Here is a 16,816-nt window from a genome sequence, read left to right as displayed (position 1 = left end):
CCGGCGTGCCGCCCGGCACGCCTTCCTGCCCATGTTGGAGTCGCCTATGGAATTTCTCACAGTTTCACTGCTTAACGGCGTGATCTACGGCCTGCTGCTGTTTATGGTTTCAGCTGGCCTGACCCTGATTTTCGGCATGATGGGGGTGCTCAACTTCGCCCATGCCTCCTTCTACATGGTGGGCGCGTACCTGGCCTACACCCTGCAGAAATATGTCGGTTTCATCAGCGCGGTGCTGCTTTCGACCTTGTTGGTGGGGCTGCTGGGGGTGATCGTCGAGCGGTTCTTCCTGCGCCGGGTGCACAAGTACGGGCATGCCCACGAACTGCTGCTGACCTTTGGCCTGACGTTCATCATTGCCGAGTTGATCAAGTTGTTTTACGGCAACTTTTCTGTCGAGTACCGGGTGCCGGAGTTTCTCAACTTTGCAGCGTTCCAGGTATTCAGCACTGACTATCCGTTCTATCGCCTGTTGATGGGGGCGGTCTCGCTGCTGGTGTTTGCCCTGATCTACCTGCTGTTGACCCGTACCCGCGTCGGCATCGTGGTGCGGGCCGCAATCCATCGTCCGCAAATGGCCGAGGCCCTTGGGCACAACGTGCCGCTGGTGTTCATGGCGGTGTTTGGTATCGGCGCCGCGCTGGCCGGTCTGGCCGGGGCACTGGCCGGGGCGTTCTACACCACCAATCCGAACATGGCCCTGGAGCTGGGGGTGATTGTCTTCGTCGTGGTGGTAGTCGGCGGTTTGGGCTCGATGGCCGGAGCGATGGTCGCTTCGCTGTTGATCGGGCTGATTTCATCGTTTGCAGTGGGTGTGGACCTCAGTCTGGCCACGGTCCTGGGTCTGTTTGGCGCCGGTGACTGGGCGCAGCAGGCGGGCGGGCTGATGACGCTCAAGGTATCGAGCGTGGCGGCAACCATTCCGTTTGCACTGATGCTGCTGATTTTGCTAATCCGGCCGTCCGGGTTAATGGGCGAGAAGGGGTAGACCATGAAACTCACGAAAATCCTGCTGGCGCTGTTGCTGCTGGCACTGCTGGTGCTGCCTGGCATCCTGCCGGTGGCGATGGTCAACGCGGCCATCCAGATGCTGATTGCAGCCCTGTTTGCCTGTGCCTTCAACCTGCTGTGCGGACAGGGCGGCATGCTTTCGTTCGGCCACGCGGCGTATTTTGGCGTTGGCTCCTTCGCCACCCTCCACGCGATGAACGCGCTCAATGGCCAGGGCCTCCTGCCAACGCCACTGCTGCCGCTGATCGGCGCCCTGGGCGGCTTTATGTGCGGGCTGTGTGCCGGCTGGTTCGCCACCAAGCGGGCGGGGGTTTACTTCTCCATGATCACCCTGGCGCTGGCCGAGCTGCTGCACTCCCTGGCACCGCACCTGAGCACCCTGTTTGGCGGCGAGGCCGGTATCTCGTCGATGCGCATCCCGGCATGGGGCCTGGATTTCGGCGATGCCACCCAGGTGTACTACCTGACTCTGGGCTGGGTGGTGCTGTCCATCGCCTTGCTCTACGCCTTCACGTTGACGCCCATGGGGCGGCTGACATTTGCCTTGCGTGAGAACGGTCACCGCCTGCAGTTTCTGGGCTACAACGTGCATCGCTTGCGGGTGCTGGTGTTTGCCCTGTCGGCCATGTTTGCAGGGATTGCCGGTGGCTTGCAGGCGTTGAATCTGGAGTCGGCCAACTACGTGCTCTTCGACATGCATTATTCGGCAGAGGTGGTACTCAACACTTACATCGGTGGCGTCAACGTGTTCCTCGGCCCGGTACTGGGCGCAGCGCTGATGACCTTCTTCGGTAACGTTGCCTCCGACCTGACCCAGTCCTGGCTGCTTTATCAGGGGCTGCTGTTCGTGCTGGTGATGATGTTCATGCCCAGCGGTCTGGCGGGGCTGGTGCTGGCCTGGAACGCGCAGATCCGTCGACGTGGCTGGCTGGCGATTATCCCGGCGGCGTTAACGGCATTGCTCACCGCCGGGTTGCTGAGCCTGGCCGTGGTGTTCGCGATCGAAACCTTGCAACGGATTTTCAGCCAGGATTACCAGGCGCTGCTGATTGCCGGTCAGCCCTGGCCGGCCATCAGCCTGTTTGGCCGCCAATGGTTGCCGGGGGCACCACTGACCTGGGCCACGCCGGTGCTGTTGGGGCTGTGCGGCCTGTTGGCGTTGAAGCTGGCCCGGCGCCAATGGCTGCGCCTGCTGGACGATAAACCGGAGCAAGCTGCTGCTGCGCTCACGCTTGGGGTAGAAGGAGAACGACCATGAGCAGCTCGATCCTGCAATTACACGATGTGCACAAGTCGTTCGGTGAGGCCCATATCATTCGTGGTGCGCAACTGCAGCTGCGCTCCGGCGAACGGCATGCGGTGATTGGTCCCAATGGGGCCGGCAAGTCGACCCTGTTTCACTTGATCTCCGGGCAGCTGCAACCCTCCAGCGGCAAGATAATTCTCGGTGAGACCGAGATTCAAGGCCGCTCACCGGAACACATTAATCACCTGGGGCTGTCGCGCTCGTTCCAGATCACCAACATTTTCCCCGGACTTTCGGTGTTCGAGAACCTGCGTATTGCGGTGATGCGCAAACACCGGATGCAGTACCACTTCTGGCGCTCGGTGCAGGGCTATGCGCAGGTACGCGAGCAGACCGAAAAACTGCTTGAGCAGGTGCGGCTCCAGGGCAAGCAGGCAGTGTCTGCGGCAGAGCTGTCCTACTCCGAGCAGCGGGCTCTGGAGATTGGCATGACGCTGGCCAGCGACCCGCGGGTGATCCTGCTCGACGAGCCGATGGCAGGCATGTCCCATGAAGAAACCGACTACGCCCTGAACCTGATTCGCGAGGTGACACAGGGGCGTTCGCTGTTGATTGTCGAGCATGACATGGACGTGGTGTTTTCCCTGTGTGACCGCATCAGCGTGCTGGTCTACGGCGAAGTCATCGCCACCGGAACACCTGACCAGATCCGGGCGGACCGGCGGGTGCAGGAAGCCTATCTGGGTGAGGAGCAATGCGCATGAATCCGCTCTCGCAAAATCTGTTGTCGATCCGTGACCTGCATGTGCATTACGGCAAGAGTCATGTGTTGCACGGGGTCAACCTGAATATCGCTCACAACGAGGTAGTGAGCCTGCTCGGACGTAATGGCGCCGGGCGCTCCACCACTATGAAAGCTGTAATGGGGCTGGTGCCGGCCAGTGCCGGCAGCATCCAGCTGGGCGGTCGCGAGCTGACCGGGCTCAGACCCTATCGCATCAGCCGAGCCGGAGTCGGCATTGTTCCGGAAGAGCGCGAGGTGTTCGCCAACCTCAGCGTCGAAGAAAACCTGCGCATGGGGCAGCAGCAGGCTGTCGATGGCGCCACGGCATGGAACGTCGGGCAGATGTTCGAGTTCTTTCCGCGTTTGCGCGAGCGGCGCAACACCGGTGCGGGCAACCTCTCCGGTGGCGAACAGCAGATGCTTACCCTGTGCCGCTCACTGTTGGGTTGCCCCAGGGTGTTGCTGATTGACGAACCTACCGAAGGCCTGGCGCCGAAGATTGTGGCCGTGGTTGCCGAGGCAATCCGCGAGATCCATCGACGGGGAGTTTCAATTCTGCTGGTAGAGCAGAAGCTGACCATCGCCCTTAAGGTCTCCTCCCGTGTGTGCGTGATGGGCCACGGGCGGATTGTCTTCGAAGGCACGCCCCAGGCGTTGACCGACGATCCGGACCTGATGCAGGAGTGGCTGGCGGTCTGAGGCTGCCCCTGCTTTCAAACCGGCAGGTTCGCCTGCCATATACCGGCTGATTGTGTGGCAGCACGGGTGCTGCCACGGGATCGCCGTGCCTGAAATCCACCGGGAAAAACAATAACAATGAGCCTGCCTAAATACTTCACCGCACCACCCCTGCTGCTGCTGAGCACTTTGCCGGGCCTGGCCCTGGCTCAGGAACAGGGCTTTATCGAGGACGCTACGGCCACCGTGCAGATGCGCAACTTTTACTTCAATCGCGACTATCGCGACAGCGCAGCCCCCAAGGCCAAGAGCGAGGAGTGGGCCCAGGGTTTCATGCTCAATGCGCAGTCCGGCTACACCCAGGGCACTGTGGGGGTGGGCGTCGACCTGATCGGCCGCCTGGGGATCAAACTCGACAGCGGCGCCGGGCGCACCGGCAGCCTGCTGTTGCCCGAACACGGCAATGGTTCGGCAGATGATTTTTCCAGTCTGGGGGCTGCGGTCAAACTGAAAGTGTCCCGGACCGAACTTAAAGTCGGCGAGTTGCTGCCGACCCTGCCGATCCTCCAGTACAACGATGCACGCCTGCTGCCCCAGACCTTTCAGGGAGCGATGCTGACCTCGAAGGAATTCACCGGGCTGACCCTCAATGCCGGGCAGATGCGCTCATTCACCCAGCGTAACTCCAGCAACCGTGAAGACCTGTTTATCGACGGTCGCGCCTATGCCACTTCGGATCGCTACAACTACCTGGGCGGCGAGTACCGCTTCAACCAGGAACGGACCATGGTCGGTCTGTGGGGGGCCGAGCTGGAGGACATCTACCGCCAGCGCTTTATCCAGTTCACCCACAAACAGCCCGTCGGCGCCTGGACCCTGGGGGCCAATATCGGCCTGCTGGATTCCGAGGAACAAGGCCAGGCCAAGGCGGGCCAGATCGATAACCGATCGTTCTTCACGGCCCTGAGTGCCGGTCTGGGCGGGCACACGCTGATGGCGGCCTGGCAGCGCATGTATGGCGAAGACGCCAGCATCTGGCTAAGCCCCACCACGACCGTACTGCCCAACGATATCCAGGTGCGCAATTTTGCCTCGGCGCAGGAGAAGGCCTGGCAACTGCGTTACGACTACAACTTTGCCGCCATGGGAGTGCCGGGGCTGACGTCCTTTGTGCGTTACGTCAGGGGCGACAACGTGGCCGTGGCCGGTGGCAACGACGGCAAGGAATGGGAGCGGGACTTTGATGTGTCCTATGTGATCCAGAGCGGTCCGCTGAAGAACCTGGGGCTGCGCTGGAGGAATGCCATGGTGCGCTCCAGTTTCGGTCCTTCGGTCGACGACAATCGCCTTATCGTCAGCTACAGCCTGGCGTTGTTCTGACGAATTTCGTAGCAATTTCCTTTGACTAACCCGCCACTGCGGGTTAGTTTTTATCTACTGGTCTGACAAGTTGATTGTAATGTATGACCAGATATAAAAATAAGTGAGAACTTCATGTCCAACCCAGATTGCTCTGCAACTACGCCCGAACAGCCCGTGTCGGACGCGCCGGTTTTCCAGCACAGCCGCTACGCCGGTATCCACGACAAAGTGGTGGTGGTCACCGGTGGAGGCAGCGGTATCGGCCTGGCCCTCGCCGAGGGTTTTGCCCGCAACGGTGCACATTTGCTGCTGATCGACATCAATGCCCCGGCCATGGCCGACGCCAGAGGCCAATTGCAGCAAGCATTCCCCAATGCCCGCGTCGAATGCTTCCAGGCCTCGGTGGCTGACGAAGTGGCTGTCGAAGCGGCCTTTGCCTATGCCAAGGCGTGTTTCGGGCGTATCGACGTGTTGCTCAACAACGCCGGAGTGTCGATCAACAAGCCGTCGCTGGAGATCACCCCGGCCGAATGGCGCCGGGCCGTGGAGATCAATTTCAACAGTGTGTTCTTCTGCGCCCAGGCCGCCGCCCGGCACATGATCGGGCAGCAGTCGGGCGTCATCATCAACACCTCGTCGATGTGGGGTGTTTCGCACTCCGCCGATCGCACCGCCTACTGCGCAACCAAAGCCGCCGTGGTCTCCATGACCAAGTGCCTGGCGGTGGAGTGGGCCCGGCACGGCATCCGCATGAACGCCATCGGCCCCGGTTACACCCGCACCCCGCTGGTGGAGGAACTGCAGCGCAGCGGCCGTCTGGACGTCGAGGCACTGCGCCGGCGTACACCGCTGCAACGCCTTGGCGAGCCTGGGGAAATGGCCGAACTGGCGCTGTTTCTGGCGTCCACCAGCGCAACCTTCATTACCGGGCAGATCTACGTATCGGATGGCGGCTGGACTGCCAACGGCTTCTAGTTCGCCTTCGTTGTACCGGCCCGTTGCGGCCTGTCGATTTGAGTCAATTGTGGAGAAGTAAAATGCCGAAAAGTGTTGCCTTGTCGCCGGCTTCGCCGTGGGTCGAGCTCAGTACCACCGACGCCGACTGGAAGCAGGCCGACCCTGTGTTGCTGGGCACGTTGCTCAGCCATTTACACCTGATTCGTGCCTTTGAGGAGACCGTGCTGGAGCTGGCGGGTGAAGGCCTGGTGCATGGCCCGGCGCATTCGAGCATCGGCCAGGAAGGGGGCGCGGCAGGTTCGATCGTGGCGCTGGGTGCGGCGGATGAAGTCAACGGTTCGCACCGTGGTCACCACCAGTTTCTGGCCAAGGCCTTGGTGTACCTGATGCCCGACGGGATTGACCCGAAAGCGCCGGTGCCCCCCGCGATCCAGGATCTGCTGCAACGCACCCTGGCGGAAATTCTCGGTCTGGCCCAGGGCTTCTGCAAAGGCCGTGGCGGTTCGATGCACCTGCAATGGGCCGAAGCCGGTGCCCTGGGCACCAACGCCATCGTCGGTGGCGGCGTACCGCTGGCCGCCGGCGCGGCCTGGGCCCATCGGCATGCGAACACCGATACCGTGGCGGTCACCTATTTTGGCGACGGCGCGGTCAACATCGGTTCGGTGCTGGAGACCATGAACCTGGCGGCCGCCTGGAAACTGCCGTTGTGTTTCTTCATCGAGAACAACCTCTACGCGGTGTCTACCACGGTGGAAGAAGCCACCGCCGAACCGCGGCTGTCGGCCCGGGGGCTGGGCTTCAACATCCCGAGCTGGAAGGTTGACGGCATGGACCCGCTGGCGGTTTACCTGGCCATGCAGCAAGCGCTGGCGCACATGCGTGCCGGTAACGGGCCGACCGTCATCGAGGCCGATGTGTACCGCTTTTTCCATCAGAACGGCCCGTTCCCGGGCAGCGCTTTCGGTTACCGCAGCAAGGAAGAAGAGCAAAGCTGGCGTGCCCGTGATCCGCTGGAGCGGCTGGCCGTGGAAATGAAAAAACGCGACCTGATCGATGACGCCGGTGTGGCCGGGCTGCGCGAAACCATCAAGCAGGCCATGGTCCAGGCGGCGGCACAACTGCTGGAAGCCGACCCGGACGGCAAGCCGGGCAAGCGCCGGATTCGTCCACAATTATGGCCTTCGCCGGATTTTCGCGACGTGGGTATCCGCGGCGATCTCAGCGAGTTGGCCGAGGCCCGCACCTGTGAGCAGTCGAGCTACAGCGGCGGCCTGGAAAAACGCAAGTTCATCGACGCCATTGCCGACGTGATGAACCGGCGGATGGAAACCGATGACAGCATCGTGGTCATGGGTGAGGACGTGCACCGCCTCAAGGGCGGCACCAACGGTGCAACCCGGGGCCTGAAAGAGCGCTTTGCAAAGCGCACCCTCGGCACCCCTATCAGCGAGAACGCCTTCTGCGGCCTGGGTGGCGGCCTGGCCCTGGACGGCCGCTTCAAGCCGGTGGTGGAGTTCATGTACCCCGACTTCATGTGGGTGGCGGCCGACCAGGTGTTCAACCAGATCGGCAAGGCCCGGCACATGTTCGGCGGGCAAAGCGACGTGCCGCTGGTGCTGCGGACCAAAATCGCCATGGGCACCGGCTACGGCTCCCAGCACTCCATGGACCCGGCGGGGATCTTTGTCACCAGCCCGGGCTGGCGCATCGTTGCCGCGTCTACGCCGTTCGACTACATCGGCCTGATGAATGCTGCGCTGGCCTGCAAAGACCCGGTGCTGGTAATCGAGCACGTCGACTTGTACAGCCACAGCGGTGATGTACCGGTGGACGATCTGGACTATCAGATTGCGTTCGGTACCGCTGCGGTACGCCGTGAAGGCCGCGAACTGACCATCCTCACCTACCTGAGCATGGTCGGGCACTCGCTGGAAGCCGTGGAGCAGACCGGTATTGATGCCGAGGTCATCGACCTGCGCTTCCTGGACCGCGCCAGCTTCGACTGGGCCACGGTCGAGGCCAGTATCCGCAAGACTAACAATGTGCTGATCGTCGAGCAGGGCGCCCGGGGTACTTCCTATGGCGGCTGGCTGGCAGATGAGTTGCAGCGCCGTTGCTTCGACTGGCTCGATCAGCCGATTCAGCGTGTCACCGGTGGCGAAGGTTCACCGAGTATTTCCAGAATCCTGGAGCGCGCGGCCAGTGCCCGCACCGAAGAAGTGGTCGCAGGCCTGCAACAGGTCATGGATGAAAAAGGAGCGCAGCAATGAGCATGAAGATGCTGGTACCAATGGAAGTCGGGATTTGCTGCGCTGATCTGCAGGCCCTCAGCCAGTTCTATCAGGATGTGCTGGGTTTTACCTTTATTGCCCAGGTGCAGATGCCGGCCGCCGCTGCGCAACAGGTTGGCCTGAGTGAGGGCGGGTACAGCGTGGTGCGGCTGCAGACACCCTATGGCGAACGGATCAAGTTGCTCGCGCCGCAGCGCGCACCCGAACCCCAGGCCGAGGGCTTGATACTCGAGCGCCGCAATGCGAGCTACCTGACATTCATCGTCGCAGACATTGCCAGCCTGGCGGCTGAGCTGAAACGCGCCGGTGCGCGTTTTTTCGCCGGTGACACCGCGATTCAGCTGCGTCCCGATGTGAAAGCGCTGTTCTGCCGTGATCCGGAAGGCAACGTTCTGGAGTTGGTCGAGTACGCCGATATCGCCGCCTACCGTCCCGACCTTTTCAACCAACGGAGTGCCTGATGGCCAAGCTATTACGTATGCCTGAGGTGTCGGCCAACGCGACCCACGCCGCGATCCAGAACTGGACCCTCAAGGAAGGCGATGCAATCAGCCTCGGTGATTGCATTGCCGAGATCGAAACCGAAAAAGCGCTGGTCGAACTGGCCGCTGAAGAGGATGCAGTACTGGGCAAGATCCTCGTCGAAGCGGGGCGTGAAGTGGAAGTGGGCGCCCCGATCGGGGTGCTGTTTGGCGTCGGTGAAAGCAATGTCGATATCGCCGCGTTGTTGGCCGGTGCCGGTGTTGTGCCTGCGGCCAGTGCGCCGGTTACCGCTGATGCGCCTGGCGTGCAAGCCCCGGTCCATGTCGCAGCGGCGACGGCCGGGCCTGCACGTGCGCGCATCTTCGCCAGCCCCCTGGCCCGCCGACTGGCTGCGGCCAAGGGGCTGGATCTGGCCAGCCTCAAGGGCAGCGGGCCGAACGGGCGCATTGTTAAACGCGATGTTGAGGCAGCATTCGCACCGAGTGTGTTGCCTGCACCGGTGGCCATGCCGGTATCCGGGGCCGGTTTTGAAGAAGTTGCCCACAGCAGCATGCGCAAGACCATTGCTCGGCGTCTGGTGGAAAGCAAGGCGACGGTGCCGCACTTCTATCTGGAAGTGGAGTGCCGGATGGAGCGTTTGCTGGCCTTGCGCGAGCAGGTCAACCAGAGCGCGCCGAGGAAAATTTCGATCAACGATTTTATCGTCAAGGCGGTGGCAATTGCCCTCAGGCAGGTGCCGGCGATGAACGTGAGCTGGACCGACACGGCGCTGCGCCGCTATCACCAGGCCGATGTCTGTGTGGCGGTCTCCACCGATACCGGTCTGATCACGCCAGTGGTGCGCAATGCCGATGGCAAAACCCTGTCGCAAATCAGCGCGGATGTACTGCAACTGGCCGGGCGTGCCCGTGAAGGGCGTCTGCAACCCGAGGAATATCAGGGCGGCAGCTTCACCATCAGTAACCTGGGTATGTTCGGCGTGCAGCAGTTCAGCGCCATTATCAACCCGCCCCAGGCCGCGATTCTGGCAGTGGGCGCCACCCGGCAAATACCGGTAGTGGAAGACGGTGAACTGAAGATCGGTTCGGTCCTGGGCTGCACCTTGTCGGTGGATCACCGGGCCGTGGATGGCGCGCTGGCGGCGCAATGGCTGGCAGTGTTCAAGGGCCTGATGGAAAACCCGCTGGGCATGCTGATCTGAGGAAGTCCCGATGAGCGATAGTAAATTCGATGTAATCGTGGTTGGCGGCGGCCCCGGCGGGTATGTTGCCGCCATCCGCGCCAGCCAGCTGGGCTTGCGCACCGCCCTGGTGGAAAAGGCCCAGTTGGGCGGAGTCTGTCTGAACTGGGGCTGCATCCCGACCAAGGCGCTGCTGCGCAGCGCCGATGTATTGCGCATGATCCGCGGCGCCGACCGCTTCGGGATCGAAGTCGGGCAGGCCACGCCGGATCTGGGTGCCATCGTCAAACGCTCCCGCGATGTGGCTGCGCAGTTGCAGCGGGGCGTTGGCGGGCTGATGAAAAAGCACCGCATTCAGGTATTCAACGGTCATGCACGACTGGACGGACCGCAGCAACTGCGGGTCAGATCAGATCAGGGTGAGCTGCGCCTCGGCGCGGCGCATATCATCCTCGCCACCGGCGCCCGGGCGCGGGTGCTGCCGGGCATGGAGCCGGACGGCAAGCACTTCTGGACTTACCGCCAGGCCCTGGTGCCGCAAAGCGTGCCCAAGCGTCTGGTGATCATCGGGGGTGGTGCTATCGGTATCGAGTTCGCCAGCTTCTATCACGCCCTCGGTGCGCAGGTCAGCGTGGTCGAAATGGCCGAGCGGATCCTGCCGGTGGAAGATCAGGAAATCAGCGCCCATGTGGCACAGTCCCTGACGCGCGACGGTATCGGTCTGTACACCGGCTGCGCGGTGCAAGGCAGTAAGGTGGAGCAGGGCGCGGTGCACCTGCGCCTCGAAGGCAAACGCCATGAAACGCTGCAAGCCGATGTAGTGCTGGTGGCGGCGGGCATTGTCGGCAATGTCGAGGAGCTGGGGCTTGAAGGCACGGGGATCAAGGTCGAGCGCAGCCATGTGCTGGTGGATGAGTTCTGTCGCACCGGCGAGCCGGGCGTGTACGCCATAGGAGACCTGGCGGGGGCGCCGTGGCTGGCACACAAGGCCAGCCACGAAGCGCTGATCTGTGTCGAGAAAATCGCCGGTGGCAACCCGCATCCACTGGACCCGCGCAGCGTGCCGGCCTGTACCTACAGTCACCCGCAAGTGGCGAGTGTCGGCTACACCGAAGCTCAGGCGCGCAGTGCCGGCAAGACCCTCAACGTGGGCAAGTTTCCTTTCGTGACCAACGGCAAGGCGATTGCCATGGGCGCCACCGATGGCTTCGTCAAGGTGGTGTTCGACGCCCACAGCGGCGAGCTGCTGGGGGCGCATATGGTGGGTGAGGAGGTGACCGAAATGATTCAGGGCTACGTCATTGCGCGCGGGCTGGAAACCACCGAAGCCGAGCTGATCGAAAGCATCCTGCCGCACCCGACAATGTCCGAGGCCATGCACGAAGCGGTACTGGCCGCGTACGGGCGGGCGCTGCACAACTGAGCGTGATGCATCGACTGAATGCCCGGGGCAGGTGCACCTGCCTCGGGCCCCGGCGTCAATGACGGAGCCGACAACACGGGCGCTGTACAAGCGTCCGCGACAAATAATAATATGAGAAGCATTATCATTTGCATTAAGTGAATCTGACATGGGTCACGACAGGATTGCCTCGCCCGTCGAGCAGTTGTATGCCAATCACCACCGCTGGCTTCGGGGCTGGCTGCATCGGCGTTTAGGCCACAGTGCCGATGCCGAAGATCTGGCTCACGACACGTTTATCCGCGTGCTGCGCGCTCAGCACGATGTACATGAACTGCGCCAACCCATGGCCTTTCTCGCGACCATCGCCAATGGTCTGCTGATCAACCGCTGGCGTCGTCAGGCGATAGAACGGGCTTATCTCGAAGCGCTGGCCGCACGTCCACATGCTCTTGAGCCATCGCCAGAAGACCGCTACCTGATGATTGAAACCCTGTTGCAACTCGACTCGTTGTTGGTGGGGTTGTCCGTGCGGGTGCGCCAGATTTTCTTTCTGTCTCAGCTCGACGGTTTGACCTACCCGCAAATCGCCATGCAGCTGGACCTGACTGTGGCCCAGGTACAGCGGGCCATGAGCAAGGCGTTCGGTGTGTGTTATGCGAGCCGTTTTGAATGAGCGGCCTGTCGATTCCCCCTCGTGTGCGCGATAGCGCCATCGACTGGATGGTGCGCATGCAGTCCGGGCTGATGAGTGCAACGGACCATCAGGCATTGCAGCAATGGCGTCAGGCCAGCGAAGCCCACGAATACGCCTGGCAGCGTGTCAGCAGCCTGGCGCTGTTGCAGCAGCCCGGGGCAGATCTTTTGTCCGATGCGACCGCCCGCCGGGCCCTGGAGTCGGCCGGAGCAGATCTTCAGCGGCGCAGGCAAGTACTCAAAAGCGTGTTGGCAATCAGTCTGCTTGCCGGGATTGCCTGGCAAGGCGTGGACAGCACTCTGGTGCGCTCAGCCATGGCCAGCTACCGCACCGGGACCGGTGAGCGTCGTCGCTGGGCGCTGGCTGACGGCAGTTCGTTATGGTTGAACACCGCCAGCGCAGCGAATCTGCAACTGCATGCCGATCTGCGCCGCGTGCAATTGATCGAGGGCGAGTTGGCGCTGGACGTGCGGGTCGAGTCGCGTCCGTTGGAGTTGCTCACACCTGACGCCGTATTGCACAGCCGCGACGCTGATCTGCTGGTACGCCATGATCAGCGGGGTACTCAGGTGACCGTGTTACGCGGCCTGGTGCGGGTGCGTTCGCGATATGAACCTGCGCCCCTGCTACTGGAGAGCGGCTGGCGAACACAGGTCGACAGTCAGGGGGTGCATGCGGCAAATACCACTGACGGGTTTCTGGCCCAGGCTTGGTTGCGCGGCATTTTACCGGCTGAGCGGATGCGCCTTGATGACCTGCTGGCCGAGCTCTCGCGTTACCGGCCGGGTATTTTGCGTTGTGCCCCGCAGGTCGCGGCCTTGCGTGTGACGGGTAGCTTCCAGCTCGACGACACCGATGCCGCCCTGGCGTTGGTGGCCCGTGCGCTGCCCGTTCGCATCGAGCGACGCAGCCGTTACTGGGTGACGGTGGTGGCGGTGTGAGTTTTTTTATTTGATTGACGATAGTTTTTCAAAACTGGCGGGGCCTACAGGAATCACCCACCGAGACAGGTGGGCCTTCACCTCCAGGAGCCCTGCATGATTTCCCCAGCAAGTGTTTTGTGTGCCCGCACGTTTGGCCTGCTTATTCTGAGTGTGCAGCCGCTGTACAGCGCTGCCGTTTTTGCTGCCCAGGAGCGCCTCTATTACGACATTGATGCCGGCCCGCTGGACCAGGCGCTCTCGCGTTTTGGCGTGCAGGCTGGGATCAGCCTGGCGGGGAGCTCGACGCTGACAGCAGGCAAGACCAGCAAAGGCCTGCATGGCGATTTCAGCACCCGGGACGGTCTGTCCCGGCTGTTGGCGGGAACCGGTCTGAGTTATCAGCCTCAGGATGACGGCAGCTTCGAGTTGTATCAGGGGGGAGGGGCCGTGCTCCTGCCCTCGCAAAAAGTCATCGGCGAAGATCCTGGCAAAAAACAGGTGTACTCGGCGCCACGCTCTTCCGTGTATATCTCCGGCGAAGACATGCAGCGTTTTGGCGTTATTTCGACCGGCGATCTGCTCAAAGGCCAGCCGGGCGTCCAGGTGGGAGACAGCCGTAATGGCGGTGGCCTGGATGTCAATATTCGCGGAATCCAGGGGCAAAGCCGGGTAGCTGTGACAGTCGACGGCTCGCAACAGGCGCTTGATGTCTACCGGGGTTATGCCGGTACGCAGCAACGCAGCTACATTGACCCGGACCTGATCAGCGACATCGAGATCGACAAGGGGCCGAGCCTGACATCCAGTGCCATCGGCGGTACGGTGAAAATGCGCACCCTGGGGGTTGAGGATATTTTGCGCGATGGCAACACCGTCGGACTGCGCCTGAAGGGGGACCTGTGGAATAACGGTGTCGCTCCTGCCTCTCGCGATGGCCACTCCGCGACAGAGCCTCTGTACTCGCAGCCGCACAAAAACCGTGGAGGCCTGCTCGGTTCCGAGGCCGAGTCCGGCAGTGCGGCTTTCGCCTATACCCATGACATGTTTGACGTCGTCGCGGCTTACGCCCACCGCAACCAGGGTAACTATTTCGCCGGCAAAAAAGGCCAGGATCGCTACCGCACCTATGACCGTTGGGGCCGCGAAGACATGACCGTCGCCACCACCTATAACCCCGGTGAGGAGGTCCTTAACTCCTCGGCCGAGACCGAATCGATGCTGCTCAAAACCACCATACGCCCGGTAGACGGGCATACGCTGGACCTGGGCTTTCGTCGTTACGACGGTCATATTGGCGAAATCATGCCTTCGGATATCTTTCGTTTTGGCACCGGAGGCATTTACCAATACCCCCTGGGCCACACCAGGATTGATACCTACACCGCGCGCTACAACTACTTGCCAGCCGGCAACCCGCTGGTGGACCTCACGGCCAATCTGTGGATGACGGATGCACAGACCAGCCAGCTGACGTCGGTACTGGCGCCAACTTCGCAGGCCTATCGCTCGGACCGCAACTGGAACCGCCAGGCCGACCGCCGCATCGGCGGTGACCTGGCCAATACTTCGCGGTTCGAGACGGGCTATGGCGATTTAAAACTGGACCTGGGTGGCTCGTTTCAGACCGAGGAACTTCGCCCACAAAAGGGCGTGGTCACCACTCAGGACGACATCAACGCCAACCGCAGCTTGCGCGACGGATCCCGCCAGGAATTGAGCCTTAACGGCAAGCTGGAGTACCTGCCGATTGACCGCCTGACCCTCTGGGGCGGCGGGCGTTATACCTACTACCGGACCCAGGATCACGTCACCCATTCACAAGGGGTGCGCGAGGACCGCGAGGTGAAGTACCTGAGGGTCATGAAACCGGGTACCAACGGCAACATGATGTGGTTCCCGGATCAGAACGGGCAATACACGGACGCCACCGACCCGAGGCTGAACAACGCAATCGTCTTCAATAACACCAACTACCCCTTTGAAGGCATACGCTACAACGACTTCGGTGCGACCGAGTCAATTGTCTACCCCGCTCAGACCAGCAGTGTCGTGACCGGTTATGAATATTCCGGCAAACAGAGTGACAGCGGCGGCGCGTTTGCGCCTGCCATTGGCTTCAACATTGAACTGGCGCCGGATACGTTCGTTTATGCGTCCTACACCCAGGCCCTGCGCATGCCTTCACTGTTTGAAACCAGCCAGGGGGTATTGCAGACCATGCCCGGAAAGGGCTTGAAACCCGAACGCTCGAGCAATTGGGAAATCGGCGCCAGCACTCAGCAAACCGACCTGTTGTTCGACGGCGACTCGGCGGCCATCAAAATTGCCTATTTCAACAACACCATCAAAAACTACATCACCCGCTATTACGATCCGACCCCGGGCCTGATGGGGCTGATGCAGTTCAGCAATACCGACAGTTTTAAAACCAGTGGCCTGGAGTTGCAGTCGCATTACGACTCGGGCCGCATGTTTGCAGACCTGTCATCCACCTACTATTTGAAAACCGAAACCTGCGACTCGGTATTCGCGGCCCGCTTGCGCGCCAGTTCGAACCGTTACCAGGACTTGAGCAACACGCCGGACTGTACGCCGGGCAGCTTTATGGGTTCTTACACCAACACTCAGAATCCTCCACGCTTTTCAGCGAATCTGACCTCGGGTCTGCGCTTTTTTGACCAGACGCTGACGCTCGGCGCACGTGTTACCCACACCTCGGGTCCGACCGTCACGGCCGACAACAACTGGCAGACCGGCGCCACCACGCCGCAACTGGTCTATCACGAGGTGACGCTGTTTGATCTGTTCCTCAACTACAAGTGGCAGGAGCACACGAACCTGAATCTTTCGTTGCAGAACCTGACCAACCGCTATTACCTGGACCCGCTTGCTCAGAGCTTTATGCCTGCGCCCGGCAGAACGTTACGTATGGGCCTGGTAACGAAGTTCTAGGGAGCGGCGCCGGCCTGCGCTTTACCCTGCTGGCCTCAGCACGCATTATGGCCGCCGCACCGTTTCTATGGGTGTCGGACATTCGTGGTGAAAAGGAACTGCAGTTGAACGAACATACATTGTCCATGCGCCTGGAACGCGTGGCGGCGAATGTGCCAGCCGGTGCGCGGTTGGCCGATATCGGCTCGGACCACGGCTACCTGCCGGTGGCGTTGATGCGCCGAGGCGTTATATCGGCAGCGGTGGCCGGTGAAGTGGCATTGACCCCATTCAGCGCGGCGCAACGCACCGTGCGCGACAACGGCCTGGAGCAGCGGATCACAGTGCGCATGGCCAATGGTCTGGCGGCAATCGAGCCGGGCGATGCAATCACCGCTATCAGCATCTGCGGCATGGGCGGTGAGACCATCCGCGACATCCTCGACAGTGGCAAGGCGCATCTGAGCGGCCAGGAACGCTTGATCCTGCAGCCTAACGGCGGCGAGCAGCCACTGCGCCAATGGCTGATGGAAAACGGCTACCGGATCCTCCACGAGGAATTGCTGCAGGAAAACCGTTTCGACTACGAAATCATCGTCGCCGAACGTGACGGGCCTGTGGTGTACACCGCCCGGGAGCTGTTTTTCGGCCCGCTGCAGATGCAGGCCCGCAGTCCGGCATTCCTGCTCAAGTGGCAACGTATCCTGCGCCACAAGCAGCAGAACCTGAGCAATCTGGCCCGGGCGCAACAGGCCGTGCCCGAGCACAAGGTGCAAGAGATCGCACGGGAAGCTGGCTGGATCATCGAGCTGCTGGCAGGCGCCTGAATATCAGCTGCCCGCTTGGCTACGACGGCGGGTGGTTATCG

General features: G+C 61.7%; 14 protein-coding genes. All 14 read left to right on the top strand.

The window, feature by feature from the left end; translation table 11 throughout:
* The first annotated feature begins 46 nt into the window (after window positions 1–46).
* The 14 genes from ACP7BO_RS11685 (at window position 47) to ACP7BO_RS11620 (ending at window position 16,775) form a co-directional block, all read left to right on the top strand.
* Window positions 47–988, top strand: coding sequence for a branched-chain amino acid ABC transporter permease (locus ACP7BO_RS11685; RefSeq protein ID WP_426210505.1), 942 nt, complete (start codon window positions 47–49; stop codon window positions 986–988).
* A 3-nt stretch (window positions 989–991) separates the two neighbouring features.
* Window positions 992–2,269, top strand: a complete 1,278-nt coding sequence (locus ACP7BO_RS11680; RefSeq protein ID WP_426210503.1) for a branched-chain amino acid ABC transporter permease — start codon at window positions 992–994, stop codon at window positions 2,267–2,269.
* Window positions 2,266–3,021 (top strand): ABC transporter ATP-binding protein, encoded by a 756-nt coding sequence (locus ACP7BO_RS11675; protein ID WP_426210501.1) that lies wholly within the window; start codon window positions 2,266–2,268, stop codon window positions 3,019–3,021. Before ACP7BO_RS11680 ends, ACP7BO_RS11675 begins: the two co-directional genes overlap by 4 nt.
* Window positions 3,018–3,740: an ABC transporter ATP-binding protein gene (locus tag ACP7BO_RS11670; protein ID WP_426210499.1), complete on the top strand. Its 723-nt coding sequence runs from the start codon at window positions 3,018–3,020 to the stop codon at window positions 3,738–3,740. The genes ACP7BO_RS11675 and ACP7BO_RS11670 overlap by 4 nt, the downstream gene beginning before the upstream one ends.
* 111 nt (window positions 3,741–3,851) lie before the next feature.
* On the top strand, window positions 3,852–5,099 hold the full coding sequence (locus tag ACP7BO_RS11665) for an OprD family porin (protein ID WP_426210931.1): 1,248 nt from the start codon (window positions 3,852–3,854) through the stop codon (window positions 5,097–5,099).
* A gap of 114 nt (window positions 5,100–5,213) precedes the next feature.
* Entirely contained in the window at window positions 5,214–6,056 is an 843-nt protein-coding gene (locus ACP7BO_RS11660) for an SDR family NAD(P)-dependent oxidoreductase (protein ID WP_426210497.1), read from the top strand.
* Window positions 6,057–6,118: 62 nt separating this feature from the next.
* Window positions 6,119–8,311, top strand: a complete 2,193-nt coding sequence (locus ACP7BO_RS11655) for an alpha-ketoacid dehydrogenase subunit alpha/beta (protein WP_426210495.1) — start codon at window positions 6,119–6,121, stop codon at window positions 8,309–8,311.
* Window positions 8,308–8,793 carry a VOC family protein gene (locus tag ACP7BO_RS11650; RefSeq protein ID WP_426210493.1) on the top strand — a complete coding sequence of 162 codons (486 nt, stop codon included), beginning with the start codon at window positions 8,308–8,310 and terminating at the stop codon, window positions 8,791–8,793. The genes ACP7BO_RS11655 and ACP7BO_RS11650 overlap by 4 nt, the downstream gene beginning before the upstream one ends.
* The gene (locus ACP7BO_RS11645) at window positions 8,793–10,016 is read left to right on the top strand and encodes a pyruvate dehydrogenase complex dihydrolipoamide acetyltransferase (protein ID WP_426210491.1); all 1,224 of its coding nucleotides are present in this window, start codon (window positions 8,793–8,795) and stop codon (window positions 10,014–10,016) included. The genes ACP7BO_RS11650 and ACP7BO_RS11645 overlap by 1 nt, the downstream gene beginning before the upstream one ends.
* Window positions 10,017–10,026: 10 nt before the next feature.
* The gene (gene lpdA / locus ACP7BO_RS11640) at window positions 10,027–11,418 is read left to right on the top strand and encodes a dihydrolipoyl dehydrogenase (protein ID WP_426210489.1); all 1,392 of its coding nucleotides are present in this window, start codon (window positions 10,027–10,029) and stop codon (window positions 11,416–11,418) included.
* Window positions 11,419–11,566: 148 nt separating this feature from the next.
* Window positions 11,567–12,073 carry a sigma-70 family RNA polymerase sigma factor gene (locus ACP7BO_RS11635; protein WP_426210487.1) on the top strand — a complete coding sequence of 169 codons (507 nt, stop codon included), beginning with the start codon at window positions 11,567–11,569 and terminating at the stop codon, window positions 12,071–12,073.
* Window positions 12,070–13,035, top strand: a complete 966-nt coding sequence (locus ACP7BO_RS11630) for a FecR domain-containing protein (RefSeq protein ID WP_426210485.1) — start codon at window positions 12,070–12,072, stop codon at window positions 13,033–13,035. Before ACP7BO_RS11635 ends, ACP7BO_RS11630 begins: the two co-directional genes overlap by 4 nt.
* 96 nt (window positions 13,036–13,131) lie before the next feature.
* The gene (locus tag ACP7BO_RS11625; RefSeq protein ID WP_426210483.1) at window positions 13,132–15,969 is read left to right on the top strand and encodes a TonB-dependent receptor domain-containing protein; all 2,838 of its coding nucleotides are present in this window, start codon (window positions 13,132–13,134) and stop codon (window positions 15,967–15,969) included.
* Between the two features lie 104 nt (window positions 15,970–16,073).
* The gene (locus ACP7BO_RS11620) at window positions 16,074–16,775 is read left to right on the top strand and encodes a tRNA (adenine(22)-N(1))-methyltransferase (protein ID WP_426210929.1); all 702 of its coding nucleotides are present in this window, start codon (window positions 16,074–16,076) and stop codon (window positions 16,773–16,775) included.
* Window positions 16,776–16,816: the final 41 nt, after the last annotated feature.

The sequence above is a fragment of the Pseudomonas sp. TWR2-1-1 genome, from assembly GCF_049897045.1.
GTDB lineage: Bacteria > Pseudomonadota > Gammaproteobacteria > Pseudomonadales > Pseudomonadaceae > Aquipseudomonas > Aquipseudomonas versuta.
This window is presented reverse-complemented; position numbering and strand designations above follow the sequence as displayed.

Excerpts from the sequence above, each read along its gene's own strand:
- lpdA (WP_426210489.1), top strand. The coding sequence starts at position 10,027 with ATGAGCGATAGTAAATTCGATGTAATCGTGGTTGGCGGCGGCCCCGGC.
- ACP7BO_RS11660 (WP_426210497.1), top strand. The coding sequence starts at position 5,214 with ATGTCCAACCCAGATTGCTCTGCAACTACGCCCGAACAGCCCGTGTCG.
- ACP7BO_RS11645 (WP_426210491.1), top strand. The coding sequence starts at position 8,793 with ATGGCCAAGCTATTACGTATGCCTGAGGTGTCGGCCAACGCGACCCAC.
- ACP7BO_RS11680 (WP_426210503.1), top strand. The coding sequence starts at position 992 with ATGAAACTCACGAAAATCCTGCTGGCGCTGTTGCTGCTGGCACTGCTG.
- ACP7BO_RS11625 (WP_426210483.1), top strand. The coding sequence starts at position 13,132 with ATGATTTCCCCAGCAAGTGTTTTGTGTGCCCGCACGTTTGGCCTGCTT.
- ACP7BO_RS11630 (WP_426210485.1), top strand. The coding sequence starts at position 12,070 with ATGAGCGGCCTGTCGATTCCCCCTCGTGTGCGCGATAGCGCCATCGAC.
- ACP7BO_RS11675 (WP_426210501.1), top strand. The coding sequence starts at position 2,266 with ATGAGCAGCTCGATCCTGCAATTACACGATGTGCACAAGTCGTTCGGT.
- ACP7BO_RS11670 (WP_426210499.1), top strand. The coding sequence starts at position 3,018 with ATGAATCCGCTCTCGCAAAATCTGTTGTCGATCCGTGACCTGCATGTG.
- ACP7BO_RS11655 (WP_426210495.1), top strand. The coding sequence starts at position 6,119 with ATGCCGAAAAGTGTTGCCTTGTCGCCGGCTTCGCCGTGGGTCGAGCTC.
- ACP7BO_RS11685 (WP_426210505.1), top strand. The coding sequence starts at position 47 with ATGGAATTTCTCACAGTTTCACTGCTTAACGGCGTGATCTACGGCCTG.
- ACP7BO_RS11650 (WP_426210493.1), top strand. The coding sequence starts at position 8,308 with ATGAGCATGAAGATGCTGGTACCAATGGAAGTCGGGATTTGCTGCGCT.
- ACP7BO_RS11635 (WP_426210487.1), top strand. The coding sequence starts at position 11,567 with ATGGGTCACGACAGGATTGCCTCGCCCGTCGAGCAGTTGTATGCCAAT.